The organism is Luteimonas flava (assembly GCF_036584485.1).
GTDB lineage: Bacteria > Pseudomonadota > Gammaproteobacteria > Xanthomonadales > Xanthomonadaceae > Luteimonas > Luteimonas flava.
Genome location: NZ_JAZHBM010000001.1, coordinates 700,684 through 727,486, shown reverse-complemented (window position 1 = coordinate 727,486; position 26,803 = coordinate 700,684). Strand labels below are relative to the sequence as shown.

At 67.5% G+C, this 26,803-nt stretch carries 24 protein-coding genes; 14 read left to right on the top strand and 10 right to left on the bottom strand.

Annotation, left to right across the window (positions count from 1 at the left end):
* Window positions 1-14: 14 nt before the first annotated feature.
* The 4 genes from V3391_RS03450 (at window position 15) to V3391_RS03435 (ending at window position 3,980) form a co-directional block, all read left to right on the top strand.
* The gene (locus tag V3391_RS03450) at window positions 15-1,208 is read left to right on the top strand and encodes a mechanosensitive ion channel family protein (protein WP_332077007.1); all 1,194 of its coding nucleotides are present in this window, start codon (window positions 15-17) and stop codon (window positions 1,206-1,208) included.
* 2 nt (window positions 1,209-1,210) lie between these two features.
* Window positions 1,211-2,365, top strand: coding sequence for a phospholipase A (locus V3391_RS03445; RefSeq protein ID WP_332077006.1), 1,155 nt, complete (start codon window positions 1,211-1,213; stop codon window positions 2,363-2,365).
* 101 nt (window positions 2,366-2,466) lie between these two features.
* Window positions 2,467-3,588: a sterol desaturase family protein gene (locus tag V3391_RS03440; protein ID WP_332077005.1), complete on the top strand. Its 1,122-nt coding sequence runs from the start codon at window positions 2,467-2,469 to the stop codon at window positions 3,586-3,588.
* 11 nt (window positions 3,589-3,599) lie between these two features.
* Window positions 3,600-3,980, top strand: a complete 381-nt coding sequence (locus tag V3391_RS03435) for a hypothetical protein (protein ID WP_332077004.1) — start codon at window positions 3,600-3,602, stop codon at window positions 3,978-3,980.
* A 55-nt stretch (window positions 3,981-4,035) separates the two neighbouring features.
* On the opposite strand, the gene V3391_RS03430 is transcribed toward V3391_RS03435, so the two are convergent.
* The gene (locus V3391_RS03430; RefSeq protein ID WP_332077699.1) at window positions 4,036-5,553 is read right to left on the bottom strand and encodes a fumarate hydratase; all 1,518 of its coding nucleotides are present in this window, start codon (window positions 5,551-5,553) and stop codon (window positions 4,036-4,038) included.
* A gap of 148 nt (window positions 5,554-5,701) precedes the next feature.
* Here V3391_RS03430 and V3391_RS03425 point away from each other — a divergent pair, with 148 nt between their 5' ends.
* The 4 genes from V3391_RS03425 to V3391_RS03410 all read left to right on the top strand — a co-directional run bounded on the left by V3391_RS03425 (window position 5,702) and on the right by V3391_RS03410 (window position 11,012).
* Window positions 5,702-6,346: a trimeric intracellular cation channel family protein gene (locus tag V3391_RS03425; protein WP_332077003.1), complete on the top strand. Its 645-nt coding sequence runs from the start codon at window positions 5,702-5,704 to the stop codon at window positions 6,344-6,346.
* A gap of 42 nt (window positions 6,347-6,388) precedes the next feature.
* A complete protein-coding gene (locus tag V3391_RS03420; protein ID WP_332077002.1) occupies window positions 6,389-8,263 on the top strand; it encodes an ABC transporter ATP-binding protein in 1,875 nt (624 codons plus the stop codon).
* A gap of 143 nt (window positions 8,264-8,406) precedes the next feature.
* Window positions 8,407-10,083, top strand: a complete 1,677-nt coding sequence (locus tag V3391_RS03415; RefSeq protein WP_332077001.1) for an ABC1 kinase family protein — start codon at window positions 8,407-8,409, stop codon at window positions 10,081-10,083.
* A 134-nt stretch (window positions 10,084-10,217) separates the two neighbouring features.
* Window positions 10,218-11,012, top strand: a complete 795-nt coding sequence (locus tag V3391_RS03410; RefSeq protein ID WP_332077000.1) for a ferredoxin--NADP reductase — start codon at window positions 10,218-10,220, stop codon at window positions 11,010-11,012.
* A gap of 146 nt (window positions 11,013-11,158) precedes the next feature.
* Here V3391_RS03410 and V3391_RS03405 read toward each other — a convergent pair whose 3' ends face one another.
* Entirely contained in the window at window positions 11,159-11,641 is a 483-nt protein-coding gene (locus V3391_RS03405; protein ID WP_332076999.1) for a glutathione peroxidase, read from the bottom strand.
* 198 nt (window positions 11,642-11,839) lie between these two features.
* Here V3391_RS03405 and V3391_RS03400 point away from each other — a divergent pair, with 198 nt between their 5' ends.
* A complete protein-coding gene (locus V3391_RS03400; protein WP_332077698.1) occupies window positions 11,840-14,035 on the top strand; it encodes a M3 family metallopeptidase in 2,196 nt (731 codons plus the stop codon).
* 125 nt (window positions 14,036-14,160) lie between these two features.
* Window positions 14,161-14,997, top strand: a complete 837-nt coding sequence (locus tag V3391_RS03395; RefSeq protein ID WP_332076998.1) for an NAD-dependent protein deacetylase — start codon at window positions 14,161-14,163, stop codon at window positions 14,995-14,997.
* Between the two features lie 3 nt (window positions 14,998-15,000).
* Here the strand turns inward: V3391_RS03395 and V3391_RS03390 are convergent, their stop codons facing one another.
* The 3 genes from V3391_RS03390 to V3391_RS03380 form a co-directional block, all read right to left on the bottom strand.
* Window positions 15,001-15,834, bottom strand: coding sequence for an RsiV family protein (locus V3391_RS03390; protein WP_332076997.1), 834 nt, complete (start codon window positions 15,832-15,834; stop codon window positions 15,001-15,003).
* Between the two features lie 142 nt (window positions 15,835-15,976).
* A complete protein-coding gene (locus V3391_RS03385; protein WP_096006981.1) occupies window positions 15,977-16,186 on the bottom strand; it encodes a cold-shock protein in 210 nt (69 codons plus the stop codon).
* 239 nt (window positions 16,187-16,425) lie between these two features.
* Window positions 16,426-16,713: a GNAT family N-acetyltransferase gene (locus V3391_RS03380; RefSeq protein ID WP_332076996.1), complete on the bottom strand. Its 288-nt coding sequence runs from the start codon at window positions 16,711-16,713 to the stop codon at window positions 16,426-16,428.
* 225 nt (window positions 16,714-16,938) lie between these two features.
* On the opposite strand from V3391_RS03380, the gene V3391_RS03375 reads away from it, so the two are divergent.
* On the top strand, window positions 16,939-17,109 hold the full coding sequence (locus V3391_RS03375) for a hypothetical protein (RefSeq protein WP_332076995.1): 171 nt from the start codon (window positions 16,939-16,941) through the stop codon (window positions 17,107-17,109).
* Window positions 17,110-17,160: 51 nt separating this feature from the next.
* Here the strand turns inward: V3391_RS03375 and V3391_RS03370 are convergent, their stop codons facing one another.
* The 3 genes from V3391_RS03370 to V3391_RS03360 all read right to left on the bottom strand — a co-directional run bounded on the left by V3391_RS03370 (window position 17,161) and on the right by V3391_RS03360 (window position 20,493).
* Window positions 17,161-18,153, bottom strand: coding sequence for a hypothetical protein (locus V3391_RS03370; protein ID WP_332076994.1), 993 nt, complete (start codon window positions 18,151-18,153; stop codon window positions 17,161-17,163).
* A gap of 87 nt (window positions 18,154-18,240) precedes the next feature.
* Window positions 18,241-18,855: a rhomboid family intramembrane serine protease gene (locus tag V3391_RS03365; RefSeq protein ID WP_332076993.1), complete on the bottom strand. Its 615-nt coding sequence runs from the start codon at window positions 18,853-18,855 to the stop codon at window positions 18,241-18,243.
* Window positions 18,856-18,870: 15 nt separating this feature from the next.
* Window positions 18,871-20,493: a POT-type proton-dependent oligopeptide transporter gene (locus V3391_RS03360; RefSeq protein WP_332076992.1), complete on the bottom strand. Its 1,623-nt coding sequence runs from the start codon at window positions 20,491-20,493 to the stop codon at window positions 18,871-18,873.
* 164 nt (window positions 20,494-20,657) lie between these two features.
* On the opposite strand from V3391_RS03360, the gene V3391_RS03355 reads away from it, so the two are divergent.
* From V3391_RS03355 to V3391_RS03345, 3 genes are all read left to right on the top strand, one after another.
* A complete protein-coding gene (locus tag V3391_RS03355; protein ID WP_332076991.1) occupies window positions 20,658-22,481 on the top strand; it encodes a M14 family metallopeptidase in 1,824 nt (607 codons plus the stop codon).
* The gene (locus V3391_RS03350; protein WP_332076990.1) at window positions 22,478-23,299 is read left to right on the top strand and encodes an endonuclease/exonuclease/phosphatase family protein; all 822 of its coding nucleotides are present in this window, start codon (window positions 22,478-22,480) and stop codon (window positions 23,297-23,299) included. The genes V3391_RS03355 and V3391_RS03350 overlap by 4 nt, the downstream gene beginning before the upstream one ends.
* Before the next feature lie 61 nt (window positions 23,300-23,360).
* Window positions 23,361-23,822, top strand: coding sequence for a YbaY family lipoprotein (locus tag V3391_RS03345; RefSeq protein ID WP_332076989.1), 462 nt, complete (start codon window positions 23,361-23,363; stop codon window positions 23,820-23,822).
* Window positions 23,823-23,831: 9 nt separating this feature from the next.
* On the opposite strand, the gene alr is transcribed toward V3391_RS03345, so the two are convergent.
* Both alr and V3391_RS03335 read right to left on the bottom strand, forming a co-directional pair.
* On the bottom strand, window positions 23,832-24,920 hold the full coding sequence (alr, locus tag V3391_RS03340) for an alanine racemase (RefSeq protein WP_332076988.1): 1,089 nt from the start codon (window positions 24,918-24,920) through the stop codon (window positions 23,832-23,834).
* Between the two features lie 79 nt (window positions 24,921-24,999).
* Window positions 25,000-26,421: a replicative DNA helicase gene (locus V3391_RS03335; protein ID WP_332076987.1), complete on the bottom strand. Its 1,422-nt coding sequence runs from the start codon at window positions 26,419-26,421 to the stop codon at window positions 25,000-25,002.
* Window positions 26,422-26,803 lie beyond the last annotated feature (382 nt).

The following is a 26,803-nucleotide window of genomic DNA, read 5'->3' as shown; positions in this document are numbered from 1 at the left end:
CGTCCGCACGCCACATGCCCGATACCGCTTCGCTCGACCCCGCCCCGAGGCGCCTGACTGCCGTCGTCCTCGGCGCCTGCCTCGCTGTGCTGACATGTGCATGCGCCGCACCGATCCATGCCGCGCCGGCCGCCGCAGTCGCCGCCGCGCCGAGCACGCCGGCTGAAGCTGACGCCACCGCTGCGACCACCCCCGCGCCGGCCGCGGTGGTCGAAGACGTGGACGTGCGCACCCGCCTCGATCAGGTCTACGACGAAGCCGAGGCGCGCCTGCTGCGCCTGGTCGCGAACCTGCCGCTCCTGCTCGCCGCGGCACTGATCGTCTTCCTCGCCTCGTGGATCGGCGGCCTGGTGTCGCAGCGTCTGCACTGGCTGCGCCTGCGCACGCGCAATCCCTATCTCGACGGGCTGATCCGGCGCGCGGTGCGCACGGTGATCCTGCTGATCGGCATCCTGATCGCGCTGGATCTGCTCAATGCCACCGCACTGGTCGGCGCGATGCTCGGCTCGGCGGGCGTGCTGGGTCTGGCCCTTGGTTTCGCGTTCAAGGACATCGCCGAGAACTACATCGCCGGCATCCTGCTGAGCCTGCGCCGCCCGTTCGAACCCGGCGAGATGGTCAAGATCGACAGCTACGAAGGCAAGGTCGCCGCGCTCAGTGCACGTGCGATGACGCTGATCACGCTCGAGGGCAACGAGTTGCGCCTGCCCAATGCGCTGGTGTTCAAGGCGGTGATCCTCAACTACACCAGCAATCCGAAACGGCGGTTCGATTTCACCTTCAACATCGATGCCAGCCAGTCGATCCGGAAAGCCCATGCGGTCGCGATGGCGGAGATCGCCAGCATCGACGGCGTGCTCACCGATCCCGGCCCGTCGTGGATGGTGGTCGAGTACGGCGCGAACGGTGTCGTGCTGCGTTTCTTCGGCTGGGTGGACCAGCGCCACAGCGATCTGGGCAAGACCCGCAGCGAGGCGATCCGGCTTGTGAAGGGCGCGTTCTGGCGCGACGGGATACAAGGGCCGAAGACCACGACACACGTGGTGCTGGCCCGGGAAGAGGACGCCGCCACACCGGCGGCCGTCGACCACGAGCCGGCCACCAGCGCCGGCGTCGATACCTCGGTCAACCGGGATATCGACCGCCAGGTCGCCGAGGTGCAGAGTACCGACGAAAGCAACCTCCTCACGCTCAAGGACGCGACCTGATCATGCGACCCGCTTATCTCCTTCCTGCCGCTCTGGCCGCAGCCACGGGCCTGGCCCACGCGCAGACGCCCGAGGTGCCGACCGCCGCGCCGAACGCGCCCGCGAGCATGGACGCCTGTGTCGCGCTCGAACAGGACGCCCAGCGTCTGGCCTGCTTCGACGCGATGACCGGCCGCGCCGCACGTACGCCGCAGCAGGCCGATACCGAGGCCGCGGTGGCACGCGAGCTGCGCAGCAATCCGGCAGTGCGCGCCGATGCGCTGGCCGAAGGCACCGCCTCGCGCAGCCTGTATTCCCATGACGGTGGCGAGCGGCTGACCGATGCGATCGCCAATGCCGGCCAGGGTTCGCTGCTCGACAGCCGCTGGGAGCTGGCCAAGGATTCCAAGCTCGGCATCTTCAACCTGCGCGCCTACAAGCCGGTCTACCTGCTGCCTGCGTTCTGGACGTCGGACGTCAACCAGACGCCTTCGTCGCCCAACCCGGACAACACGGTGACCACACCGCAGGGCCTCGACAGCCTGGAAGCGAAGTTCCAGCTGAGCTTCAAGACCAAGGCGGTGGAGAACCTGTTCGGCACCAATGGCGACATCTGGATGGGCTACACCCAGAGCTCGCGCTGGCAGGTCTACAACACCGAGGAATCGCGCCCGTTTCGCGAGACCAACTACGAACCCGAAGTGCTGATGGTGTTCCGCAACGGCTACAGCCTCCCCGGCGGCTGGCACGGCCGCATGGCCGCGATTGGCGTCAACCACCAGTCCAACGGCCGCGGCGATCCGCTGTCGCGCAGCTGGAACCGGGTGATGTTCAACTTCGGATTCGACCGCGAGGACTGGGCCCTCGTGGTGCGTCCGTGGGTGCGCATCTCCGACGGCAGCGAGGACGACAACCCGGACATCGAGGACTACATGGGGCGTGGCGACATGACCCTGACCCACGTCCGCGGCGGCCACGTCTACACGCTGATGGGCCGGCACACACTGCGCGGCGGCGAGCGTTCGCGCGGTGCGCTGCAGTTCGACTGGGGCTTCCCGATCCACCGCAATTTCCGTGGCCATCTGCAGGTGTTCAACGGCTATGGCGAAAGCCTGATCGACTACAACCACAAGGCCACGTACGTCGGCCTGGGCATCTCGCTGCTCGACTGGTTCTGAAGCCGGTCCACTGACGGCCTGACGCCGTCGTCGCCCCACCCGGGCGGCGCCGGCGCGTTCTGTCCTATGCTCGGCAGCGTCTCCCGCCGCCCGGTGCCCGCATGGACGCTACCGTTGCCCGCCCCCGCCGCTCGTTCTTCGCCTACGCATCGGCCCTGCTGGGTCTGCTCAGCGTGTTCGGCGTGGTCTGCTTCCACTTTCCGGAACTGCTGACCAGCCGCGAGTTCCGCGCGGTCTACAACGAAGGGTTCGCCCGGCATCTGCTGCTGGTCGGTCTGGTCGCGGCCTTCATCCTTGGCACGCTGGCGATCCTGCGCGACCGCAACCGCCGCATCGCGACGGTCGGTGTCGGCAGCGCGACGCTCGCGGTGCTGCTCGGCGGGACCAACGTGCAGTTCGACAGCATCGGCGCGACGCCCTACTCGCTGGGCCTCGACTGGTTCGTGATCTCGCTGTTCTTCTCGGCGCTGGTGTTCGTGCCGCTGGAGCGCTATCTCGGCAAGCGGCGCATGTCGCCGCTGCGCCGCGGCTGGCGCACCGACATCGCCTACTTCTTCATGAGCCACGTGCTCGTGCAGTTCATCCTGATCCTGGTCACCGCCTCCACCTCGACGATCGCCGGGCTCGCGGCATTCCCCGCACTCAAGGATGCGATCCAGTCGCTGCCGGTGTGGGCGCAGTTCCTGATCGCGGTCTTCGTCGCCGATCTCGCCCAGGCGCTGCTGCACCGCGCGTATCACAACGTGCCCTGGCTCTGGCGCTTCCACGCCGTGCACCATTCCAGCCGCGAGATGGACTGGCTGGCCGGCTCGCGCATCCATTTCGTCGAGATCGTGCTCACGCGCAGTTTCGTGCTGCTGCCGCTGCTGGTGCTGGGGTTCTCGACACCGGCAGTCAATGCCTACGTGATCCTGGTCGGCCTGCAGGCGGTGATCGCCCACGCCAACATCGGTGTGCGTTTCGGCTGGCTCGAATACCTGCTGGTGCTGCCGCGCTATCACCACTGGCATCACGCCCGGCAGCAGGACTACGTCGACGTCAACTATGCGATCCACCTGCCGCTGATCGACATGCTGATGGGCACGTTCAAGCTGCCGCGCGACCAGGCGCAGTGGCCCGAGGAATACGGCGTCATGAAACTGGAGACCGTGCCGCAGGGCATCGTCGAGCAGCATCTGATGCCGTTCCGGCGGAAGAAGACTTTCGACACGTTCGTGGACTGAGGTCACAGGGCATGACGCGCACGTTTCGCATGGCCACCCGTGCCGCTGTCTGCATGCTCTTTCTGTGGCTGCTCGCAGCCTGCGCGACCGAACCGCGCCTGCTGCTGCCGACATCGCCCGAAGGCCGTAGCTGCATCGCTGCGTGCGATGCGGTGCTGGCCCGATGTTCTTTCGATGAGACAAGCCGGGCGGAGAGCATCGCGCGAAGTTGCGACAACAGTGGTGCAGTGCAGACCTGTGTCGACCGTGCGGTCGACGATCGCACCGTGCAGGCCTGCGAGGCCAAGCAGAGCATGGGGGCATGCCAGGGTTCGGTGCCGAACACCGCGGATTGCCGCGAACACCGCCTGATGTGCGCGCTGCAATGCGGCGCGAAGATGTTAGATCCCTGACCGTAAACGACGACGGCGCCCGCAGGCGCCGTCGTGTTTCGAACGTTCGAACGGCTCAGGCGATCTCGACCACCGGAATGCCGCCGATGCGTGCCTTCCACTCGCGCGGACCGGTCTCGTGCACCGAAGTGCCGGCCGAATCGACGGCGACGGTCACCGGCATGTCCTGCACTTCGAATTCATAGATCGCTTCCATGCCGAGGTCCTCGAACGCGAGCACCTTGGCGGCCTTGATCGCCTTCGACACCAGATACGCCGAGCCGCCGACCGCCATCAGATACACAGAACGGTGCTTCTTGATCGCCTCGATCGCGGTCGGGCCACGCTCGGCCTTGCCGACCATGCCCAGCAGGCCGGTCTGTTCGAGGATCTGGTCGGTGAACTTGTCCATGCGTGTCGCGGTGGTCGGGCCCGCGGGGCCGACGACTTCGTCGCGCACCGGATCCACCGGGCCGACGTAATAGATGAAGCGGCCCTTGAGATCGACCGGCAGCGTCTCGCCGCGGTCGAGCATCTCGACCATGCGCTTGTGCGCGGCGTCGCGGCCGGTCAGCAGCTTGCCGCTCAGCAGCAGCACCTCGCCCGGCTTGAAGGTGGTGACCTCGTCCGGGGTGATCGTGTCGAGGTCGACGCGGCGCGCGCCGGTCGGGTTGTAGGTCAGCTCCGGCCAGTCGGCCAGCGACGGCGGATCGAGCATCACCGGACCGCTGCCGTCGAGGGTGAAATGCGCATGGCGCGTGGCCGCGCAGTTCGGGATCAGCGCGACCGGCAGATTGGCTGCGTGGGTCGGGAAATCCTTGACCTTGATGTCGAGCACGGTCGTCAGGCCACCCAGGCCCTGCGCGCCGATGCCGAGCGCGTTGACCTTGTCGTAGAGCTCGAGACGCAGTTCCTCGGCGCGGTTCGACGCGCCGCGGGCCTGCAGTTCGACGATGTCGATCGGCTCCATCAGCGCTTCCTTGGCCAGCAGCATCGCCTTCTCGGCGGTGCCGCCGATGCCGATGCCGAGCATGCCCGGCGGACACCAGCCGGCGCCCATCGTCGGCACGGTCTTGAGCACCCAGTCGACGATCGAGTCGGACGGATTGAGCATGGCGAACTTCGACTTCGCCTCCGAGCCGCCGCCCTTGGCCGCGACGATCACATCCACGGTGTTGCCGGGCACGATCTTGACGTTGACCACGCCCGGCGTGTTGTCCTTGGTGTTGATGCGCTTGCCGGCGGGATCGGCCAGCACCGAGGCGCGCAGCTTGTTGTCCGGATGGTTGTAGGCGCGGCGCACGCCTTCGTGGACCATGTCCTCGACGCCCATCGTCGCGTCGTCCCAGCGCACCGACATGCCGACTTCGAGGAACACGGTGACGATGCCGGTGTCCTGGCAGATCGGCCGGTGGCCCTCGGCGCACATGCGCGAATTGATCAGGATCTGCGCGATCGCGTCCTTCGCGGCCGGCGACGCCTCGCGCTCGTAGGCGGCGGCGAGATTCTTGATGTAGTCGACCGGGTGGTAGTAGCTGATGTACTGCAGGGCATCGGCGACGGACTGGATGAAGTCGTCCTGGCGGATCGACACGGGTGTCGACGACACCGGGGATGCGGAGTGGCTGGCGGTCACGGCTGGCTCGAAGGCTGGCGGAAAACCCGCCCATTCTAGGCCATCGGCACGTAGGCACGTCCCGGCCGGGGCTGCAGGTCCGGCGCGCGCCGCGCACACTGTGCGCATGGACATCCTCGTACTCGTGCTGGATCTGGTCGGCACCTTCGTCTTCGCCCTCAGTGGCGCGATGCTCGGCGTGCGTCGCCGGCTGGACCTGTTCGGCGTGCTGGTGCTCGCCTTCGCCGCCGCGACCGCGGGCGGCATGACCCGCGACGTGCTGATCGGCGCCACCCCGGTTGCCGCCCTCAGCGACTGGCGCTATCCGGCGATCACGCTGGCCGCCGGCCTGATCACCTTCGTCTGGGCGCCGCTCATCGAGCGGCTGCAGCAGCCGGTGCGGATGTTCGATGCGATGGGGCTCGCGCTGTTCGCCGTCGTCGGCACGCAGAAGGCGCTGGATTTCGGCATCGACCCGCCGATGGCCGCCGCGCTGGGCATGTTGACCGGCATCGGGGGCGGCATTGCCCGCGACGTGCTGATGGCGCAGGTGCCGTTGGTGCTGCGCGCCGAGCTCTATGCGGTTGCGGCGCTGGCCGGCGCGGCCGTGGTCGCCATCGGACACTGGCTGCAGTGGCCGCCCGCGCCCTGCGCGATCGCCGGCGCGCTGCTGTGTTTCGGCCTGCGGATGATGGCGCTGCGCTTCGGCTGGCAACTGCCGGTGGCGCTGCAGTCCGGCGGCGAAGGCGAACCGCCCGACGCGATGCGCTGACCGTTGCAGCGGTCTGTCACGCACGCGCATACGATATCGGCCATGTCGACATCACCCCCCAAGCGCGCCGCCGCGAGCGCGCAACGCCCGAGCCTGCGCGAACGCTTCGACGCGATGCGCAATCTGCGGCCGTTCCTGAAGCTGATCTGGCAGACCAGCCCGGGCCTGACGCTGACCAGCCTGGGCCTACGCCTGATCCGCGCGTTCCTGCCGGTGGTGATGCTCTACATCGGCAAGCTGATCATCGACGAGGCGATCCGCGTCGTCGGCGCGGGCGTGGCCTTCGACGATCTGGCCTCGGCCTGGCGCAGTGGCGCGCTGGACCATCTGGCCTGGCTGCTGGCGCTGGAATTCGGCCTGGCGATCGGCTCCGATCTGCTCGGCCGCATGGTGAGCTACGCCGACAATCTGCTGTCGGAGCTGTTCACCAACGCGACCAGCGTGCGGCTGATGGAACACGCGGCGACGCTCGATCTCGAAGACTTCGAGGATCCCGAGCTGCAGGACAAGCTCGACCGCGCGCGCCGGCAGACGATGGGCCGGATGAACCTGATGGGCCAGCTGTTCGGCCAGGTGCAGGACGCGATCACGGTGGTGAGTTTCGCGATCGGCCTGATGGTCTATGCGCCGTGGCTGATCCTGCTGCTGGCGATTGCGCTGATCCCGGCCTTCATCGGCGAGTCGCATTTCAATGCGCTCGGCTACACGCTCAACTTCCAGTGGACGCCCGAACGCCGCCAGCTCGAATACGTGCGCCAGACCGGCGCGAGTCTGGAGACCGCGAAAGAGGTCAAGATCTTCGGCCTGCACCGGTTCCTGATCGACCGATACCGCACGCTTGCCGACGGCTTCTTCCTGGCCAACCGCTCGCTGGCCAGGCGGCGCGCGATCTGGGGCACGCTGCTGGCTGCGCTCGGCACGCTGGGCTACTACGTCGCCTACGCCTACATCGCCTGGCGCACGGTGCGCGGCGATTTCACGATCGGCGACCTGACCTTCCTCGCCGGCAGCTTCCGCCGCCTGCGCCAGCTGCTGGAAAGCCTGCTGGTCGGCTTCTCGCAGGTCGCCGGGCAGGCGCTGTATCTCGACGACCTGTTCTCGTTCTTCGCGATCGAGCCGGAGATCACGTCCCCCGCCGACCCGGCGCCGTTCCCGCAGCCGATCCGCGAAGGCTTCGTGTTCGAGAACGTCGGCTTCCGCTATCCCGGCGCGGAACGCTGGGCGGTGCGGCATCTCGATTTCACCCTGCAGGCGGGTGAGGTGCTGGCGCTGGTCGGCGAGAACGGCGCGGGCAAGACCACACTGGTCAAACTGCTGGCGCGGCTCTACGACCCGGACGAGGGCCGGATCCTGCTCGACGGGCGCGACCTGCGCGACTACGACCTCGATGCGCTGCGCGCGAACACCGGTGTGATCTTCCAGGACTTCGTGCGCTATCACCTGACCGCGGGCGAGAACATCGGCGTCGGTCGCATCGAAGCGATGGGCAACGATGCGCGCATCCAGGACGCCGCGCGCCGTTCGATGGCCGACGAGCTGATCGCCGGCCTGCCGGGCGGCTACGACCAGCTGATCGGCCGGCGCTTCAAGACCGGCGTCGATCTGTCGGGCGGCCAGTGGCAGAAGATCGCGATCGCCCGCGCCTACATGCGCGAGGCGCAGGTGATGATCCTCGACGAACCCACTGCCGCGCTGGATGCGCGCAGCGAGTTCGAAGTGTTCCGCCGCTTCAAGGAACTGTCGGAAGACCGCACCGCCGTGTTGATCTCGCACCGCTTCTCCAGCGTGCGCATGGCCGATCGCATCCTCGTGCTCGAACAGGGCCGCATCGAAGCCAGCGGCACGCATGCCGAGCTGATGACGCAGGGCGGGCGCTACGCCGAGCTGTTCGAGCTGCAGGCCGCCGGGTATCGCTGAAGGCGCATCCGTGGGATCGCGCGCGCGATGGGTATTGCCCAGAACGCCCGTCGCGCTCGGGCGCGCGCCCACAGTCGCTGCAGTCGTGAGTCACCGTTGACGCCGGCTTGCGTACGCTGCCGTTGACCAATGGAGTGCACCGAATGACCGACACCAGCCGCGCGCTTGCGCGTCATGCGCAGATCCTGCGATTCCTGATGAAATATCGCAGCGCGGGGGTGTTGTCGGGTTTCGAGTTCGATCCCGCCACGGCCGATGCCGCGCTCGAAGGCGAGCCCGGCAAGCCGGAAGCCTTCGTCGACGACCTCGAAGCGCTCGGCCCGACCTTCATCAAGATCGGCCAGGCGCTGTCGACGCGCCCGGACATGGTGCCGCCCGCCTATCTCGCCGCGCTGGAGCGCATGCAGGACGACGTGGCGCCGCTGCCGTTCGACGTCATCCACGATGCGGTCGAGGATGCGCTGGGCGTGCGCATCAGCAAGATCTTCGACAGCTTCGACGAAACGCCGATCGGCGCGGCGTCGCTGGCGCAGGTGCATCGCGCGACGCTGCGAGACGGCCGCAAGGTCGCGGTGAAGGTGCAGCGCCCCGGCATCACCGAACAGATCCGCGACGATCTGGACACCCTCGCCCGTCTGGCCGGCGGCGTCGACCGGGTCACCGAGGTCGGCCGTCGCATCCGCTTCGCCGACTGGGTGCACGAGTTCCGGCGCACGCTGCTGGCCGAACTCGACTACCGCGTCGAGGCCGAGAACCTCGACCGGTTCGACGCGCATTTCGTCGCCTATCCCGCGCTGTTCGTGCCCAAGCCGATCTGGGACCTCACCCGTGCGCGCGTGCTGACGATGGAACTGGTCGAGGGCACCAAGGTTACCGACATCACCGGCCTGCAGCGCACCGAGCGCGACATGGCGCCGCTGGCGACCGAGCTGCTGCACGGCTATCTCGACCAGGTGTTCGTGCACGGCGAGATCCACGCCGATCCGCATCCGGGCAACCTGCTGTTCACCCGCGACGGGCGCCTCGCGCTGCTCGACCTGGGCATGGTGGCGCACGTGCCGCCGCGCACCCGCGAGCGACTGCTCAAACTGCTGTTCGCGGCCGTAGACGGACGCGGCGAGCAGGTCGCGGCCGAAGGCATCGCGATGGGCACGCGGCTGGAGGATTTCGACGAAGGACGCTACTACCGCGACGTCGGCCAGCTGGTCGCGCGCTACGCCGCGCAGTCCGGCGCGACCGGACAGACCGAAGGCCGGCTGATGCTCGATCTCGTGCGTCTCGCCACGTCCTGCGGCCTGCGTACGGCCCCGGAGATGAGCCTGCTCGGCAAGACGCTGCTGCATCTCGAATCGGTGGTGCAGGCGCTCGACCCCGACATGGACATGAAGCGCGTGGTCGAAGACCACCTCAACAACATGATGCGCCAGCGCCTGCGCAAGTCCCTGTCGCCGGCCAATCTCGCCAGCGAACTGATGGACATGCAGGAGCTGGTGCGCGATGCGCCGCGCAAGGTCTCGAACGTGCTGTCGCTGCTGTCGGAGAACCGCCTGCGCGTGCGGCTGACCGGGCTCGAGGAATCGCACCTGCTCGAAAGCCTGCACAAGATCGCCAACCGCATCGCAGCCGGCATCGTCACCGCGGCGCTGATCCTGGCCTCGGCGATGATGATGGACAACCCGGGCGGCCCGCGTCTGTTCGGCTATCCGGCGATCGCGCTGCTGCTGTTCCTGACCGGCGCCGGGCTCGGCATCGCGATCGTGCTCAGCGCCCTGCTCGGCGACAAGCGCGCCAAACCGAACGAAGAACGCGGGCCGAACTAGCCCCAGCTAGCGGATAGCACCTGCGCGTGCGGCGCGGGTGAAACACCATGTCCGGCGCGCTCGTCGTCGGCAAAATGAGAACCGGTCTCATCGCTGGTATCATGCCCGGCTTTCCCGCGTCGCTTCTTCCGCATATGTCAGCCGCCTTTGGCACCGAAACGGTGCTGGATGTCCGTCACTGGACGGACGCCTACTTCAGCTTCACCACCACCCGCGACGACGGCTTCCGCTTCGAGAACGGCCAGTTCGTGATGATCGGGCTGGAAACCGAAGGCAAGCCGATCCTGCGCGCGTATTCGATCGCCAGCGCGAACTGGGAAGAGCAGCTCGAGTTCTTCAGCATCAAGGTCGACAACGGTCCGCTGACTTCGCGCCTGCAGCACATCCAGCCGGGCGACCAGGTGCTGATCGGCCGCAAGCCGACCGGCACCCTGCTGATCCACGATCTGCATCCGGGCCGGAACCTGTATCTGCTGGGCACCGGCACAGGCTTCGCGCCGTGGCTGTCGGTGATCAAGGATCCCGAGACCTACGAGCGCTTCGACAAGGTCATCGTGACCCACGGCGTGCGCACCCCGCAGGACCTGGCCTACCGCGACTACATCGTCAACGAGCTGCCGCACCACGAGTTCCTCGGCGAGCAGATGGCGAAGCAGCTCCTGTACTACCCCGCGGTCACCCGCGAGGACTTCGACTTCAACGGCCGCAGCCACCGCGGTCGTCTGACCGAACTGCTCGACAGTGGACGCATGGCATCCGACCTCGGCCTGCCGCCGCTCGACCCCGAACACGACCGCGCGATGATCTGCGGCAGCCCGCAGATGCTGGCCGACTTCCGCCAGCTGCTCGACGCCCGTGGTTTCGAAGCCGCGCCGCGCATCGGCACGCCCGGCCAGTACGTCTTCGAGCGCGCGTTCGTCGAGAAGTGATGCGCGCGGCGCGCGCGCCGCGTGCCGCGCATCGGTTTCGAGCCCCTCTCCCCCCGGGAGAGGGGTTGGGGTGAGGGCGAACGCCCACAGTGACCTCACAGGTCAGCGATGGGATTCGCTGAAACTCCACCCACCCCACGAACCGCTCACCCCAGCGCCGCCTCGATCGGCTTGCGCAGGCTTTCCGGCTTGGCCGACGGCGCGAACCGGCCGATGACCTGCCCGTCGCGGCCCACCAGGAATTTGGTGAAGTTCCATTTGATCGCGCGCGTGCCCAGCACGCCGCGCTTCTGCGCCTGCAGCCAGGTCCACAGCGGATGCGCGTCCGGGCCGTTGACGTCGACCTTGGCCGACATCGGAAAATCGACCGCGTAGTTCAGCGCGCAGAAATCGCGGATGTCGGCCGCCGTGCCCGGCTCCTGATGCCCGAACTGGTCGCAGGGAAAGCCCAGCACCACCAGGCCCTGGTCGCGGTAATCGCGCCACAGCTGCTGCAGGCCGGTGTACTGCGGGGTGAATCCGCACTTCGAAGCGACGTTGACGATCAGCAGCACGCGGTCGGCGTAATCGGACAGCGGTTGCGGCGAACCGTCGAGGCTGGTGGCCTGGAAATCGAATGCGCTGGTCATCGCGGCTCCGGCAGGAAAACGGATCGCCAGTCTGACCGACCGGTCCGTCCCGCGCGACACATCCTTCGCAATGCGGCGCAGCTTGCGCGCGTAAGCACTTGTCGCACCGTGGAATCGCGTGTCCGGACTTCCGGCATGGGCCACGTCCACACCCGATCGGCTAGCCTAGTGGGTCATGTCACCGGGAGAATCCCCTTGCTGAAGCACCCGCTCGCCGTCGCCCTGTGCGCGGCCCTCGCCGTGTCCGCCCTGCCCGCCTTCGCGCAGACCACCGGCACCGCCTCCGCCCCGCCCGCCGCGAGCGCCCAGCGCACCGCCGACAACCCGCTGTTCGTCGAGAGCACGCTCGATCTGCGCTATCCGCACTTCGACCAGATCAAGGACGAGCACTTCGGTCCCGCGTTCGATGCCGGCATGGCCGAAAACCTGCGCGAGATCGAGGCGATCGCCAACAACCCCGAAGCGCCGACGTTCGACAACACGATCATCGCGCTGGAGAAGTCCGGTGAAGTGCTGTCGCGCGCCCGCGGCATCTTCGGCAGCCTCAACGGCACCGACACCAACGATGCACGCAAGAAGATCGACGCCGACTACGCGCCGAAGTTCGCCGCGCACCGCGATGCGGTGATGCTCAACCCGAAGCTGTTCGCACGCGTCGACACGCTGTTCAAGAACGTCGACTCGCTGGGTCTGGACGCCGAGGGCAAGCGCCTCGTCGAGCGTTACCACACGATGTTCGTCCGCGCCGGTGCCAACCTGACCGAAGCGCAGAAGCAGGAGATGCGCCGCATCAACGCCGAGTCGGCGAAGCTCGGCACGACCTTCAGCCAGAACGTGCTCAACGAAGTCAACGATTCGGCCGTCGTCGTCGACACCGTCGAGGAACTCGACGGCATGAGCGAGGCGCAGATCGCCGCCGCGGCGGATGCCGCGAAATCGCGTGGCCTCGAAGGCAAGTACGTCATCACCCTGCTCAACACCACCGGCCAGCCGCCGCTGCCGCAGATCAACAACCGCGAGCTGCGCGAGCGCGTGCACAAGGCGTCGGTCGCACGCGGCAGCCGCGGCAACCAGTACGACAATACCGAGGTCATCTCGCAGATCCTCAAGCTGCGCGCCGAGCGCGCGAACCTGATGGGCTACCCGAACCAGGCCGCCTTCATCCTCGAGGATTCGACCGCCGGCACCGTCGAGGCCGTCAATGACATGCTGGGCCAGCTCGCACCGGCCGCCGTCGCCAACGCCAAGCTCGAAGCCGCCGAACTGCAGGCGATGATCGACCGCGAACAGGCCGCCAAGGGCGAGCCGACGTTCCAGCTCGAGCCGTGGGACTGGGCCTACTACTCGGAGAAGGTCCGCCAGGACAAGTACAGCTTCGACGATGCGCAGCTCAAGCCCTACTTCGAAATGAAGAACGTGCTGGAGAACGGCGTGTTCTTCGCCGCGACGCAGCTCTACGGCATCACGTTCAAGGAACGCACGGACCTGCCGAAGTACCACCCCGACACCTGGACCTACGACGTCTTCAATGAAGACGGCAGCCAGCTCGCGATCTTCATCTTCGACCCCTACGCGCGTCCGTCCAAGCGCGGCGGCGCGTGGATGAACTCGTACGTGTCGCAGTCCGAGCTGGACGGCACACTGACGGTCACCGCGAACCACCAGAACATTCCGAAGCCGCAGCCCGGCCAGCCGACGCTGCTGACCTGGGACGAGGTGACGACGATGTTCCACGAGTTCGGCCACTCGCTCCACGGCATGTTCTCGGACGTGAAGTACCCGTTCTTCAGCGGTACCAGCGTGCCGCGCGACTTCGTCGAGTTCCCGTCGCAGGTCAACGAGATGTGGGCGGACTGGCCGTCGATCCTCGCCAACTACGCGAAGGACTACCGCACCGGCGCGCCGATGCCGGCCGAGCTGCTGGCCAAGGTGCAGGCCGCGGCGAAGTTCAACCAGGGCTTCGCGACGACCGAGTACCTGGGCTCGGCGATGCTCGACCAGTACCTGCACCAGCTGCCGGCCGACCAGCTGCCCGACGGTTCCGAGGTCATGGCCACCGAGGCCGCCGCGCTCAAGGCCGCCGGCCTCGATTACGCGCCGGTGCCGCCGCGCTATCGCACGCCGTACTTCAGCCACATCAACGGTGGTTATGCGGCGGGCTACTACGCCTACATCTGGTCGGAAGTGCTCGACGCCAACACCGTGCAGTGGATCGAGCAGAACGGTGGCCTGACCCGCGAGAACGGCGACCGCTTCCGCAGCACGCTGCTCTCGCGCGGCGGCAGCAAGGATGCCAAGCAGCTGTTCATCGATTTCACCGGCCACGAGCCGCAGATCGAGCCGCTGCTGATCAAGCGGGGTCTCGCACCGGATCCGAAGGCCGCGGCGAACTGACCGCTCACCGCACCGTGTGACCCGAAACGCCCGGCCCCGCGCCGGGCGTTTCGTTTGCGGCTTTCGAACACGCGCATTCCACGGCGCACACGTCCGCCGCACACCCGGCCTGTAGCATGGGCCGCATGTCCGCGCTCGTCCTCGATACACCCGATGCCACCACGCGATTGCGCGACTGGCTGGCCGGCTTCCAGCGTGTGTTCGTGCTCACCGGCGCGGGCATCAGCACCGGCTCGGGCATACCCGATTACCGCGATGCCAACGGCGACTGGAAGCGCGCCGCGCCGGTGACCTGGCAGGCATTCACCGGCGATCCGGCCGTGTACCGTCGTTACTGGGCCCGCAGTTTCGTCGGCTGGCCGAAGTTCTCGGTCGCACAGCCCAACGCCGCGCACCGCGCCCTGGCGATGCTCGAACACGACGGGCCGGTCACGACGCTGCTGACCCAGAACGTCGACGGCCTGCACCAGCGTGCGGGCAGCCGACGCGTCATCGATCTGCACGGCCGGCTCGACCAGGTGACCTGCCTGTCCTGCGGCCACCTCACGCCACGCGACGTACTGCAGCCGCGGCTCGTCGCCGACAATCCGCACTGGCATCCCGGCGACGCGGCGATGGCGCCCGACGGCGATGCCGACATCGCGGCCGATGCGGAGAAGATCTTCGTCCCGCCGCGCTGCCCGCTGTGCGACGGCATGCTGAAGCCGGACGTCGTGTTCTTCGGCGAGAACGTGCCGCGCGCGCGCGTGCAGGATGCGCAGGCGGCGCTCGGCGCGAGCGACGCGATGCTCGTCGTCGGCTCGTCGCTGATGGTCTATTCGGGATTCCGCTTCGCCAAGATGGCGGCCGATGCCGGCCTGCCGCTGGCGATCCTCAACGGCGGCACCACGCGCGCCGATGCCCTCGCGACCTTGCGGCTGGACGCGGAGATCGGCGCGACGCTGGGCGCGCTCGCGCCCTGAAGCTCAGGCCTGGACGAACAGGTCGCGGTAGGCCGGCGCCACGTGCGGCAGCAGCACCGCGGCCGGCACATCGACCGTCTGCACGCCGTCCGAGTACGGCCCCACCTGATAGGGCGGAAACACGAACCGCAGGCCCGACAGCTTGCCGCCGGGGCCGGGAATCGGCTCGAACTGCTGATAGTTGGCGACGTCCGGGCCCGAGCCCTCGTCGATCATCTTGCCGGCCGAACGCATCTGGCGGCTGCGCTCCTCGGGTTCGAGCTCGTCGGCGTCGATGCGTTGCGACAACGCTGCGTGCAACTGCTCGCGCACGTAGCCGGAGATCGCCTTCCAGTCGCCTTCGCCGGACAGCAGCGCCTCGGCGGTCAGCAGCTTCTGCTCGCGCACCAGCCAGACGAAGCGCTCGATCAGCGGATTGTCGTGCGCGCCGCCGGTATAGCTGCTGCCGTCGGCCGCGATCGCCAGCATGTCCGGCGAGTCGACCAGGGTGCTGAAGTTGAGCGACAGGTCGTACATCGTGCCCGGCTGCAGCTCGGCGCCGCCGACCGCTTCCATCAACTCGTCGCGCGCGGCCTGCGCGTAGCGGTGCAGTTCCGCGGCGAGCCCGGGGTACTTGTTGGCCTCGGGCGAATAGCTGATGCCGACGATGAACTTCGGGTCCATCTCGACGACGTCCTTCAACTCGGGCGTCGTCTCGTCCAGCGGCTGCACGGTCTCGGCGGGTGGCGGCGTGTCCCCGGCCGCGGACTGCGCAGGTGCCGGCACGTCGCGTTGGCACGCGGACAGCGCCAGGGCCAGCAGTGGCAGGCAATACAGGGACCGGATCGGTGCGGACATCGTCGCTCCAAATGACGTGGCGAAACGAAAAACTAATGGGCGTGCCGTGCGATTGTCGTGACGGCATGCGTCTGCGCATCGCACATACGAAAAGCCCCGGACGTTTCCGTCCGGGGCCGGGTCTCGCGGAAGGCGGGGCGTCTTAGACGGCCTGCACTTCGTCGGCCTGCAGGCCCTTCTGGCCCTGGACGACCTTGAAGGTCACCTTCTGGCCTTCCTGCAGCGACTTGAAGCCGGTGCCCTGGATCGAACGGAAGTGGACGAACAGGTCCTGGCCGCTTTCCGGGGTGATGAAGCCGAAGCCCTTGGCATCGTTGAACCACTTGACGGTGCCGCTCTGACGATCGCTCATGGTGTTACTCCTTGAATCAGTTTGAATGGGAACACGGCACCCGCCGACGCTGTGGTCCGGATGCCGCGACTGTCGAGCAAGGGGTAACGCGAAGCGATGGAGCGGATCGTCCCGACCGGCGAACCGGGCGTTCAACTTGGATCTACCGCATCGGAGTCACGATGTACCGTGATCCCGCCTTGAACAGTTCGCGCACGATACCGCAATTGAAAAAGAAAAGGTGAATGCGGGAATGGCCCTTAGTGGCCCCCTTTTCCGCCTGTTCCGGGGTCCTTTTCGGCGGCCAGATGACGGGTCGCATACCAGCATTCGGAGGCCACCTGGAGCCCTCTGCTTCCGGCATGCGCCACTGCTGCATCGACCAGTGCCGCCCCGTATCCACGGCCGCCGAGCGCACCGGGCACGATGGTGTGCAGGATGGTCAGAACGCCTTGTTTTTCGCGGAATTCGAGATGCGCGACTTGGCCGTCGACGCTGATCTCGAACAGGTGCCGGGCCGCATCCAGACGGATCGGTGGGTTCGACATGGATGATCGTCCTACTTCAGATTCGGAAATTTCCGACCCCATGCTGACACGTCGTGCGCCGCGGATGCCCGCGGCGACGCCGCGCGGTCATGACGCGGCGCGTCACGGTTCTGCGCCGAAGACGTCACTCGGAGTGACGTCGGCGGTCATCCCCGGGCATGCGGGGTCGAGGAGAGGTTGGCACGGGACGTGCTGCGTCCCGGGGATACAGGGGAACGCGCAGACATGGACACACGACGCACCGATTTGCGGGAAGCCATCGAGCGGCTGTACGAACTGACCCGCCTCGACCAGACCGGATCCAGCGAATTCGAGCAGCTGGACCATTTCATCCAGCAGCGCCTGCTGGATACCTACGCCGAAGTCCCCGACGTCGCGTTGCGCGTCGTGGCCTGAGCCGGAGATGCAGCGGGCGCGCGCCCGAGCAGGCACGCGCGCCCTGACTGATCAGTCGTTGCGGTGGTCGCGCTTGCCCTGGTTGCGACGATCGCGCGTGCTGATGCTGCCGTTGATCGACGCCTGACGGGTCTCGGCCTCGTGCAGCGCCAGCGCCTTCGAACGCGCCTGCGGTGACTGGTAACCGGGCGCGTCGACCGGGCCGCCTTCGTTGCCGATCGTTTCCCAGTGCTTGCCGGCCTTGGCCTCCGCCTCGTGCTGCTCGAGCAGCTTGCGGGTGTTCTCGAGCGCCTGTTCCGGCGTGATGCCGCGCTTGGCGCGACCGCCGGACTTTCCGGTCTTGCCCGCAGGCGCTTCGACCTTCGCTGTCTTCGTCGCAGTGCGACCCGCGGGCCTGGCCGCTGAAGCCGGTTTCGCAGACGCGGACGCTTTGCCAGCGGCTTTCTTCGCAGCCGGCTTCTTGGCAGCCTTCGGAGGTGCTGCTGCCGTGGTCTTGCTCGACACCTGTCTGGCTGTCTTCGTGGCGGCTTTGTTCGCGACCTTGTTCATGGTCTTCGCCGCGGACGCAGGCGTTGCGGCCTTCTTCGCAGTCGTCGTCGTCTTCGCGGGCTTCGAAGTCTTCGTGCCCACCGACTTCGTGGCCTGCTTCGTGGTCTTGCCGGTGGCCTTCGCGGCCTTTGGTGCGCGTTTCGGCGCGGCCGTCTTCGCCGGCTTGGACTTCGCGGCGGTCTTCGCGGCCTTGGCGGCGTCGCGCTGACGGGTTTCGAGACGCGACAGGATGTCGGCCAGCAACTCGGCCTTCTCACCCGTACGTGCATTGGCCAGTCCGGTACGGCCCGATTTGCTGCCGCTGGTCTTGCGGGACGCCAGGCGCTGACGCTTTTCCAGATCACGTGCGCGATCGCGCGCCGTGCGTGCACGTGAGACCAGCTGCGTCAGACGCGCGTCGCTGTGATCGCGCAGGGCGTTCGCACGACTGTCGTCGTAGAGGCCCATTTCCGTCTTGTTGAGCAGGGCGGTGGCTTTCGCTCGCGTAACTGCCATGAGGCGCACTCCGTGGTTGGACGTGCAGCCAGAATTATCATGCGTTACATGCAGATGCGGTGAGAGCGGTCACCGGGAAACACGTACTCAGAACGACGGCGACATCAGCCGATCGAGGAACACGCCGATGATCCGCGGCTCCATGATCACGGTGAACAGCATGCCGTAGCCCGCGCCCCACAGATGCGCACTGTGGTTGATGTTGTCGCCGCCGCGCTTGTCCATCCAGATGCTGTAGCCGATGTAGCAGACACCGAAGACGATCGCCGGCATCGGGATGAAGAGCACCAGCAACAGCTGCCAGGGATTGATCAGGATCGATGCGAACAGCACCGCCGACACGGCGCCCGACGCGCCGAGGCTGCGGTAGTTCGGATCGTGCCGGTGACGCAGGTACGTCGGCAGGATCGCGACCAGAATCGCCGAGACATAGAACAGCAGGAATCCGACCGGCCCGATGTACGGCGCGAACGCGCGTTCGATGCCGGCGCCGAAGAAGAACAGCGTGATCATGTTGAAGATCAGGTGCTGCCAGTCGGCGTGGACGAAGCCGTGCGTGATCAACCGGTCGTACTGCTTGTGCCGATCGATCGCCGGCGGCCACAGGATCAGGCGGCCGAGCAGCTGCGGTTTCTCGAAGGCCTGCCACGAGACCAGCACGGTCACGGCGATCAGGACGAGTGTGACGGGTCCGAAGTTCATCGAAGATCCTCCGCGTCAGGCGACGCGGTAGTTGTCCTGCATGGGATAGCGGCGCGCGTAGAGTCCGAACGCCAATGCCGCGACGAATGCGAAGGCCGCGAAGAAGAACATCAGGAAGGCGTTCTCGCTCATGCCGGTCGAGGCGATGTACGCCGTCACCGCATCGTTGCGTACGCCCGCGTTGGTCAGCAGCACCCATAGGCTGCCGAAGGTGCTGGTGAGATACCACAGCGCCATGATCACGCCCTTCATCGCCTGCGGCGCCTGGCTGTAGGCGAACTCCAGCGCCGTTGCCGACACCAGCACTTCACCGAAGGTCAGCAGCAGATACGGCAGCGACTGCCAGGCGAGCGACACTTCCTGGCCGCCGTCGAGCCACAGCTGCAGACCGCCGGCGACGATCCACGAGGTGCCGGAGATCGCGATGCCCCATCCCATGCGCCGCAGCGCGGTCGGCTCGAACCCGAGCTTGCGCAGCGCGGGATACAGCACGAGGTTGTTGAACGGGATCAGCAGCATCACCAGCAACGGGTTGAGCGCCTGCATCTGCGCGGCGTCCTGGATCAACCAGCTCGGCCACCACGCCGAGGCGTGCGGAATCACCATCTCGCGGCCCTGGATGATCCAGGTCGAGGCCTTCTGGTCGAACAGCGACCAGAACGGCGTGACCAGCGCGAACACGATCAGGATGCGCAGCACCGCGCGCACGCCGTCGACGGCCGCATCGGGGTGCAGGCCGCGCGCACGCTCGAGCTGCAGCGAAGCGCCCCAGCCGCCCAGCGCGATGATCACGCCCAGCGCCAGACACGCAGTGATGACGAAACCGAAGTCGGTCGGCCACCACGACAGCGACACCGTCGCCGACAGCAGCCACAGCGCCAGCATCACCATGGCCGACACCACGCCGACCATCGCCACCGCCAGACCCGGACGGCCTTCGCCCGCGTGGCGCGCGCGCAGCGCGGTCTTGACCACTTCGAAGAAGGCGTGCGGATCGCGGCGCGCCGGCGGCACGTTGACGTAGTCCTTGCGGCCCAGCCAGAACACGAAGGTCGCGATGAACATCAGGATGCCCGGGATGCCGAACGCGACGGCCGGCCCGTAATGGCGCAGGAACAGCGGCGCCAGCAGCGATGCGAAGAACGAGCCGAAGTTGATGATCCAGTAGAAGGCGTCGAAGACCACTTTCGCCTTGCTCTTGTTGGTCTGGTCGAACTGGTCGCCGCAGAACGAGACCACCAGCGGCTTGATGCCGCCCGAGCCGAGCGCGATCAGGAACAGACCGGTGTAGAAGCCGGTCGCGTTGTTCTCGAAGGCCGCCAGGCACGCGTGGCCGGCGCAGTAGATCAGCGAGAACCACAGGATGGTGTGGTACTTGCCGAAGAAGCGGTCCGCCAGCCAGCCGCCGAGCAGCGGGAAGAAGTACACCCCGATCACGAAGGTATGGAAGATGTCCTTCGCCGCCGCATCGCGGTCCGCACCCTGCGGCAGGTAGCCCAGCAGCACCGAGCTGATCAGGAACGGCACCAGGATGTTGCGCATGCCGTAGAAGCTGAAGCGCTCGCAGGCTTCGTTGCCGATGATGTAGCCGATCTGGCGGGGCATCGGTCCACTGGTGGTCTGCGGTGTCGTCGTCATCGGCGCGTCGCGGCTGTTTGAAGCCGCACAGACTACCCGATCGCGGCCCGTCGCCAGCCGCTTGCACGCCACGGATGAGGCAAGTGCCGGGCCTGCGCACGCCACGCACTTGGGCCTGCGCGCGCCGGGCGGCATCATGGCGGATCGCCTGACCGGACTCCGCCATGCCGTTGCCCCGCCTGCCGCTCGCCCTCGCCCTGCTGCTGTCCGCCATGCCCGCCGCGGCGGCCGTCGATCCGCGCATTACCGTCGCCGAGCGCAGCGGCTTCGTGGAAACCGGCCGCTACGACGAAGTGATCGCCCTGTGCGAGACCTTCGCGCGGCTGCACCCGGACGCGGTGCGCTGCATCCGCTTCGGCACCTCGCCCGAAGGCCGTCCGATGCAGGCCCTGGTCGCCAGCCGAAGCGGCGCGCTCGATCCCGCAGCCGCACACGCGGCGGGCGTTCCGGTCGTGCTGGTCCAGGGCGGCATCCATGCCGGCGAGATCGACGGCAAGGACGCGGGCTTTCTCGCGCTGCGCGAACTGCTCGACGGCAGCGCCGCACCCGGCGCGCTCGACGATGCGGTGCTGGTATTCGTGCCGGTGTTCAGCGTCGATGGCCACGAACGCTTCGGCGCATGGAACCGGCCCAACCAGCGCGGCCCGCGTGAGATGGGCTGGCGCACCACCGCGCAGAACCTCAACCTCAACCGCGACTACGCGAAAGCCGACGCGCCGGAGATGCAGGCGATGCTGGCGCTGGTCGAGGCCTGGGATCCGATCGCCTACGTCGATCTGCACGCGACCAACGGCGCGCAGTTCGAGCACGACATCTCGATCCAGGTCGAACCGGTGCATGCCGGCGACGAAGCGTTGCGCGAGGTCGGCCGCACTTTCCGCGATGCGGTGATGGCCGATCTCGCCGAGCAGGGCTCGCTGCCGCTGCCCTACTACCCCTCGTTCGTCGAACACGACAATCCGGCATCCGGTTTCGAGGACGGCGTGTCACCGCCGCGGTTCTCGACCGGCTATTTCCTGCTGCGCAACCGGATCGGCATGCTGGTCGAGACGCACTCGTGGAAGACCTACCCGGTGCGCGTGCGCATCACCCGCAACACCGTGGTGTCGGTGGTCGAGCAGATCGCGCAGCATGGCCGCGACTGGATGCGGGTCGCGCGCGAGGCCGACGCCCGCGCGGCCGCGCTGGGTGGTACGCGCGCACCGCTGGCGTGGAAAGCGACCGATGCCAGCCGCACCGTCGATTTCCGCGGCTACGCGTATACGCGCACACCATCGGAGATCTCGGGGCAGCTGATGACCCGCTACGACGAGCGCACCCCACAGCTTTGGCGGGTGCCGATGCGCGACGAGATCGTGCCGAGCGTGGAGGTGGAGGCGCCACGTGGCGGCTACATCGTGCCGGCCGCGCATGCTGACGGCGTCGGCGCAAAGCTCAGACAGCACGGCATCGCGTTCAGGCGTATCGGCTGCGCGCGGATGCACAGCTTCGAACTCTGCGGCTTGCCCACCCGGGTCGAAAACGCCCAGGTCTTCCGGGCCAGCGTCGCCACGCCGGCAGCGCAGTCTGTCGAGGGGCGGCAGCGTCTGACGCTGGACGGGCGCTGGCAACCGGAAGCGCAGTTCGTGTACGAGGGTGCGCTGTTCGTTCCGATCGCCCAGCCGAAGGCGCGCCTGGTGATGGCGCTGCTCGAGCCGCAAGCGCCGGACTCGCTTGCGGCATGGGGCTGGTTCAACAACCACTTCGAGCGCAAGGAGTACATGGAGGACTACGTGGCCGAAGAGGTCGCGCGCGAGATGCTGGCGCGCGATCCGGCGCTGCGGACCGAGTTCGAGGCCAGACTCCGCGACGACGCCGCATTCGCATCCAGCCCCGAGGCACGCCTCGATTTCTTCTATCGCCGTCACAGCGCCTGGGACGACCGCTACAACCTCTATCCCGTGATGCGCGTCGACACCGTGCCCGCCACCGGAGACACCACGCCATGAAACATCTGCTTGCCGCCCTGCTCGCCCTCTCGCTCGCCGCCTGCGCGTCCTCGTCGCCGCGCCATGCCACAGCGCCCGAGCTGCGTGTCGCCACGCTCAACATCTATCACGACAAGGCCGAGTGGCCGAAGCGCCTGCCGTTGATCGTCGAACAGCTGCGCGCGCTCGATGCCGACGTCATCGCGCTGCAGGAAGTGCTGCAGACCGCGGACCTGCCGAACCAGGCGCAGACGCTGGGCGACGCGCTCGGCTACTCGGTGCAGTTCGTTTCGACCGATCCCGAAGGGCAGCCGCATCGCTACGGCAACGCGCTGCTGACCCGGCTGCCGGTGCAGTCCCGCGACTGGACGGCGCTGGAGCCGCGTGCGGATTCGCGCACGATGGGACATGCGCGGCTGCAGGTCGCGGGTCGCCCGATCGACGTCTATTTCACCCATCTGCATCACACGTCCGAGGGCGCGCCCCTGCGCCGCCGCCAGTTGCAGGACGGGCGCACGTTCATGGGCCGGCACGACGATGGCGCGCCCGCACTGGTCCTCGGTGATTTCAATGCCGCGGCCAGCGCGCCGGAACTCGATGCGCTGGACGGCTTCCTCGACGTCTACGGCGCGCTGCACCCCGATGCCGATGCACGCGGCGTGACCACGCTCAACCCGCACTTCTTCGATGAGCGCCGCCGCATCGATCACGTGTTCGCCGAGGCCGGTCGCTTCGATCTCGTCGAGGCACGTGTCGTGCTCGACACGCCCGGCACGGACGGCACCTGGCCGTCGGATCACTTCGGCACCTTCGTCGTCCTGCGCCCGACCGGGCGTTGACCCGCCGTTCCACCGCGCCGGCGCATGCTCGACCGCGACGCTCACCTCCAGGAAGCCAGCCATGTCCCGTGCCCTGCTCCGCCTCGCCGCGCTGCCGCTGTGCGCCTCCGCACTGCTCGCCGCCTGCCAGACCGCGCCGCCCCCGACCGCTTCCGGAACCGCACCGATGACCGAATCCACCGAGCGCGTGCGCATCCAGGGCGAGGCGATGTATTTCGAGAAGATCCTGCTGCCCGAAGGCGCGCAACTGCGCGTGCAGGTGCTCGACAACCAGCTCGCCGACACGCAACAGGCCGTGCTCGCCGAACAGGTGACGACGGTCGGCCCCGGCCCCTACGAATTCGCGATCGACGTGCCGCGCGCGAAATTGCGCGCCAACGGCCAGTACGGCCTGCATGCCTCGGTGTCGATGCCCGACGGCAGCCTGCGCTTCGTCACCGACACGCGCGTGCCGGTGAGCATCGCCGCCGATACGGTGGATGTGCATGTGGGCCGGATCCGGCTCACCCACGTACAGCCGTAAGGCGAGACGTCAGTCGTTGACGAAGCGCACGCGGCGGGTGATGCCGCAGGTCAGCGCGTAGGAGATCGTGCCCGCGGCTTCGGCCACGGTCTCGACCGGCAGGGCATCGCCCCACAGCACGACCGGATCACCGGCGCGTGCCTCGGGCTGGCCACGCAGATCGATGGTCATCAGATCCATCGACACGCGGCCGGCCACACTGGCCATGCGGCCGTTGACCAGCACCGGCGTGCCGGCGGGCGCAAGCCGCGGATAGCCGTCGCCGTAGCCGACTGCCGCCACGCCGACCGGCATGTCCTCGGGGGCTTCCCAGGTCGCGGAATAGCCGATGCGCTCGCCCTTGGCCACGCGATTGACCGCGAGCAGGCGCGTCTCGAACGTCATCGCCGGCCGCAGACCGAACGAGGCGCCACTGCGACCGGCGACGACCGACATGCCGTACAGCGCGCCGCCCGGACGGATCCAGTCGCCATAGGCATCGGGCCAGCCGAGCACGGCGGCGGAATTGGCCAGCGAACGCGGGCCGTCCAGACCTTCGGTCGCCGCGACGAATGCGCGCATCTGCGCGGGCGTCTGCAGCCCGTTCGGCGTGTGCGCGTCGAATTCGTCGGAGCTGGCGAAATGCGTCATCAGCACGATGTCGCCAGCGACGCCGCGCGCCGCGCGCAGTCGCGCATGCGCCTCGCGCACCTGATCGGGTGCGAAGCCGAGCCGGTGCATGCCGGTGTCGACCTTGAGCCAGACGCGGATCGGCGCGCCGTCGGTGCGCTCGAGCAGATCGAGCTGCGCCGCGTGATGCACGATCGCCTCGGCGCCCAGGGCGCGAAGCTGGTCGAGATCATCGGGATTGTCGAAACCCGAGAGCACGAGGATCGGTTGTGCGAGCCCGGCAGCGCGGATGCGCGCGGCGTCCTCGATCGCGGCGACGCCGAACGCGTCCGCCTCGCGCAGCGCGCGCGCCGCGGTTTCCAGCCCGTGTCCGTAGCCATCGGCCTTGACCATCGCCATCAGCCGCCGCCCTGGCGCCCGCGCGCGCATCGCGCCCAGGTTGTGGCGCAATGCGTCGGTGTGGATGGTGGCGGTGATCGGGCGGGCCATGCGAAGCGCAGCGGGTGTGGGGCCGTCTATTGTGCCTTCGCCGCGACGCGTCCGCTGGACGCGCAGGTGAACCGCGGACCTACTCGAAGCTGCCGATCGAGTCGTGCGACAGGTTGTCGAAACGCGTGTATTCGCCGAAGAACTTGAGCTTCACCGAGCCGGTCGGGCCGCTACGCTGCTTGCCGATGATGATCTCGGCCAGGCCTTTGTCCGGCGACGTTTCCTTGTTGTAGTAGTCGTCGCGGTAGATGAAGATGATGATGTCGGCGTCCTGCTCGATGGCGCCCGACTCGCGCAGATCGGCCATCACCGGACGCTTGTCGGCGCGGGTTTCCAGCGAGCGGTTGAGCTGCGACAGCGCCATCACCGGCACGTTGAGTTCCTTGGCCAGACCCTTGAGCGAACGCGAGATCTCGGAGATCTCGGTGGCGCGGTTCTCGCTGTTGCCCGGCACCGACATCAGCTGCAGGTAGTCGATGACGATCAGGCCCAGATCGTGCTCGCGCTTGAGGCGGCGACACTTCGCGCGTAACACGTCGGGGCCGAGGCCCGGCGTGTCGTCGATGAAGATCTTGGTTTCCTTGAGCATGCGGATCGCGCTGCTGACGCGGCTCCAGTCCTCGTCCTCGAGCTGGCCGGTGCGCAGGCGCGTGGCATTGATGCGGCCGTTGGAGGAAATCAGGCGCAGCGCGAGCTGGCTGGCCGACATTTCCATCGAGAACACGCCGACCGCCTTCTTGGTCTTGATCGCAGCGTACTCGGCGATGTTCAGCGCGAACGTCGTCTTGCCCATCGCCGGACGCGCCGCGAGGATGATCAGATCGGTCGGCTGCAGGCCGGCGGTCATCTCGTCGAACTCCGTGTAGCCGGTCGGCAGGCCGGTGACGCCGCCGCCGTTGGCGTAGCGGGTCTGCAGCACGTCGAAGGCGTCGGCCATCGCCTTGTTGATCGCGGTGAAGTCGGTGCGGCCCTGCGCGCCGGCCTCGGCGATCTTGAACACCTGCTGCTCGGCCTTGGCGAGGATTTCGCTGCTGTCGCGGCCCTCGGGCTGGAAACCGTCGTTGACGATCTCGGTACCCACTTCGATCAGCTGTCGCAGGATCGCCTTGTCGCGGACGATCTCCGCATACGCGCGGATGTTGGCCGCCGATGGCGTGGTGCTGGCGAGCTCGCCGAGATACGCACCGCCGGCGACGAGTTCGGACAGGCCGTTGGATTCGAACCACTCGCCGAGCGTGACCGCGTCGAAGGGCTTGCTCTTCTCCGCCAGCTCCTGGATCGCGGCGTAGATCTTCTGGTGATCGCGGCGATAGAAATCGTCCGGCACCAGCAGGTCGGCGATGCGGTCGAACGCATCGGGCACCAGCATCAAGCCGCCGAGCACCGCCTGTTCGGCCTCGATCGACTGCGGCGGCACGCGCAGCTGTTCGACGCGCGGATCGCTGCGCTCGTGGCGGTCGCGATCGCGGTCGGTGTGGCGGAAGTCGTTGCGTGCGGACATGGCGGTCGGTTTCGGAGGAACGGAGTACTGCAGTCGGATGGTAGGCCGCGCGCCTGTGGATACGCGCCCCCACAACCTGTGGATAAGATTCGCTGGGTGCGTGCGCGACAGGTTCGCGTGTCGCGATCTCGCAGGCTGCGAACCGGGTTCCCGACACGCGTACACATGCGAGAAGACCCCCTGCCCTCGCCTGCCGCGCGTCGCCTTGCGATCCCGGATCAAGTCCGGGGCGGGCGCTCTCACGGGGAAAGATGCCCACCTGTACCGCCTGCAACGGAGCAGCGTCCGCGAGTCGCCTGCTGTCCGACTCGCGTATCCGGAGTCGTCAGACGCCCTGGAGCCCAAACGAAAACGGGCGCCTCGCGGCGCCCGTTCCAGGTCG

What these genes read in the sequence shown, in the direction of transcription:
- V3391_RS03450 (WP_332077007.1), top strand. Translation starts at nt 15, where the DNA reads ATGCCCGATACCGCTTCGCTCGACCCCGCCCCGAGGCGCCTGACTGCC.
- V3391_RS03445 (WP_332077006.1), top strand. Translation starts at nt 1,211, where the DNA reads ATGCGACCCGCTTATCTCCTTCCTGCCGCTCTGGCCGCAGCCACGGGC.
- V3391_RS03440 (WP_332077005.1), top strand. Translation starts at nt 2,467, where the DNA reads ATGGACGCTACCGTTGCCCGCCCCCGCCGCTCGTTCTTCGCCTACGCA.
- V3391_RS03435 (WP_332077004.1), top strand. Translation starts at nt 3,600, where the DNA reads ATGACGCGCACGTTTCGCATGGCCACCCGTGCCGCTGTCTGCATGCTC.
- V3391_RS03425 (WP_332077003.1), top strand. Translation starts at nt 5,702, where the DNA reads ATGGACATCCTCGTACTCGTGCTGGATCTGGTCGGCACCTTCGTCTTC.
- V3391_RS03420 (WP_332077002.1), top strand. Translation starts at nt 6,389, where the DNA reads ATGTCGACATCACCCCCCAAGCGCGCCGCCGCGAGCGCGCAACGCCCG.
- V3391_RS03415 (WP_332077001.1), top strand. Translation starts at nt 8,407, where the DNA reads ATGACCGACACCAGCCGCGCGCTTGCGCGTCATGCGCAGATCCTGCGA.
- V3391_RS03410 (WP_332077000.1), top strand. Translation starts at nt 10,218, where the DNA reads ATGTCAGCCGCCTTTGGCACCGAAACGGTGCTGGATGTCCGTCACTGG.
- V3391_RS03405 (WP_332076999.1), bottom strand. Translation starts at nt 11,641, where the DNA reads ATGACCAGCGCATTCGATTTCCAGGCCACCAGCCTCGACGGTTCGCCG.
- V3391_RS03395 (WP_332076998.1), top strand. Translation starts at nt 14,161, where the DNA reads ATGTCCGCGCTCGTCCTCGATACACCCGATGCCACCACGCGATTGCGC.
- V3391_RS03390 (WP_332076997.1), bottom strand. Translation starts at nt 15,834, where the DNA reads ATGTCCGCACCGATCCGGTCCCTGTATTGCCTGCCACTGCTGGCCCTG.
- V3391_RS03385 (WP_096006981.1), bottom strand. Translation starts at nt 16,186, where the DNA reads ATGAGCGATCGTCAGAGCGGCACCGTCAAGTGGTTCAACGATGCCAAG.
- V3391_RS03380 (WP_332076996.1), bottom strand. Translation starts at nt 16,713, where the DNA reads ATGTCGAACCCACCGATCCGTCTGGATGCGGCCCGGCACCTGTTCGAG.
- V3391_RS03375 (WP_332076995.1), top strand. Translation starts at nt 16,939, where the DNA reads ATGGACACACGACGCACCGATTTGCGGGAAGCCATCGAGCGGCTGTAC.
- V3391_RS03370 (WP_332076994.1), bottom strand. Translation starts at nt 18,153, where the DNA reads ATGGCAGTTACGCGAGCGAAAGCCACCGCCCTGCTCAACAAGACGGAA.
- V3391_RS03365 (WP_332076993.1), bottom strand. Translation starts at nt 18,855, where the DNA reads ATGAACTTCGGACCCGTCACACTCGTCCTGATCGCCGTGACCGTGCTG.
- V3391_RS03360 (WP_332076992.1), bottom strand. Translation starts at nt 20,493, where the DNA reads ATGACGACGACACCGCAGACCACCAGTGGACCGATGCCCCGCCAGATC.
- V3391_RS03355 (WP_332076991.1), top strand. Translation starts at nt 20,658, where the DNA reads ATGCCGTTGCCCCGCCTGCCGCTCGCCCTCGCCCTGCTGCTGTCCGCC.
- V3391_RS03350 (WP_332076990.1), top strand. Translation starts at nt 22,478, where the DNA reads ATGAAACATCTGCTTGCCGCCCTGCTCGCCCTCTCGCTCGCCGCCTGC.
- V3391_RS03345 (WP_332076989.1), top strand. Translation starts at nt 23,361, where the DNA reads ATGTCCCGTGCCCTGCTCCGCCTCGCCGCGCTGCCGCTGTGCGCCTCC.
- alr (WP_332076988.1), bottom strand. Translation starts at nt 24,920, where the DNA reads ATGGCCCGCCCGATCACCGCCACCATCCACACCGACGCATTGCGCCAC.
- V3391_RS03335 (WP_332076987.1), bottom strand. Translation starts at nt 26,421, where the DNA reads ATGTCCGCACGCAACGACTTCCGCCACACCGACCGCGATCGCGACCGC.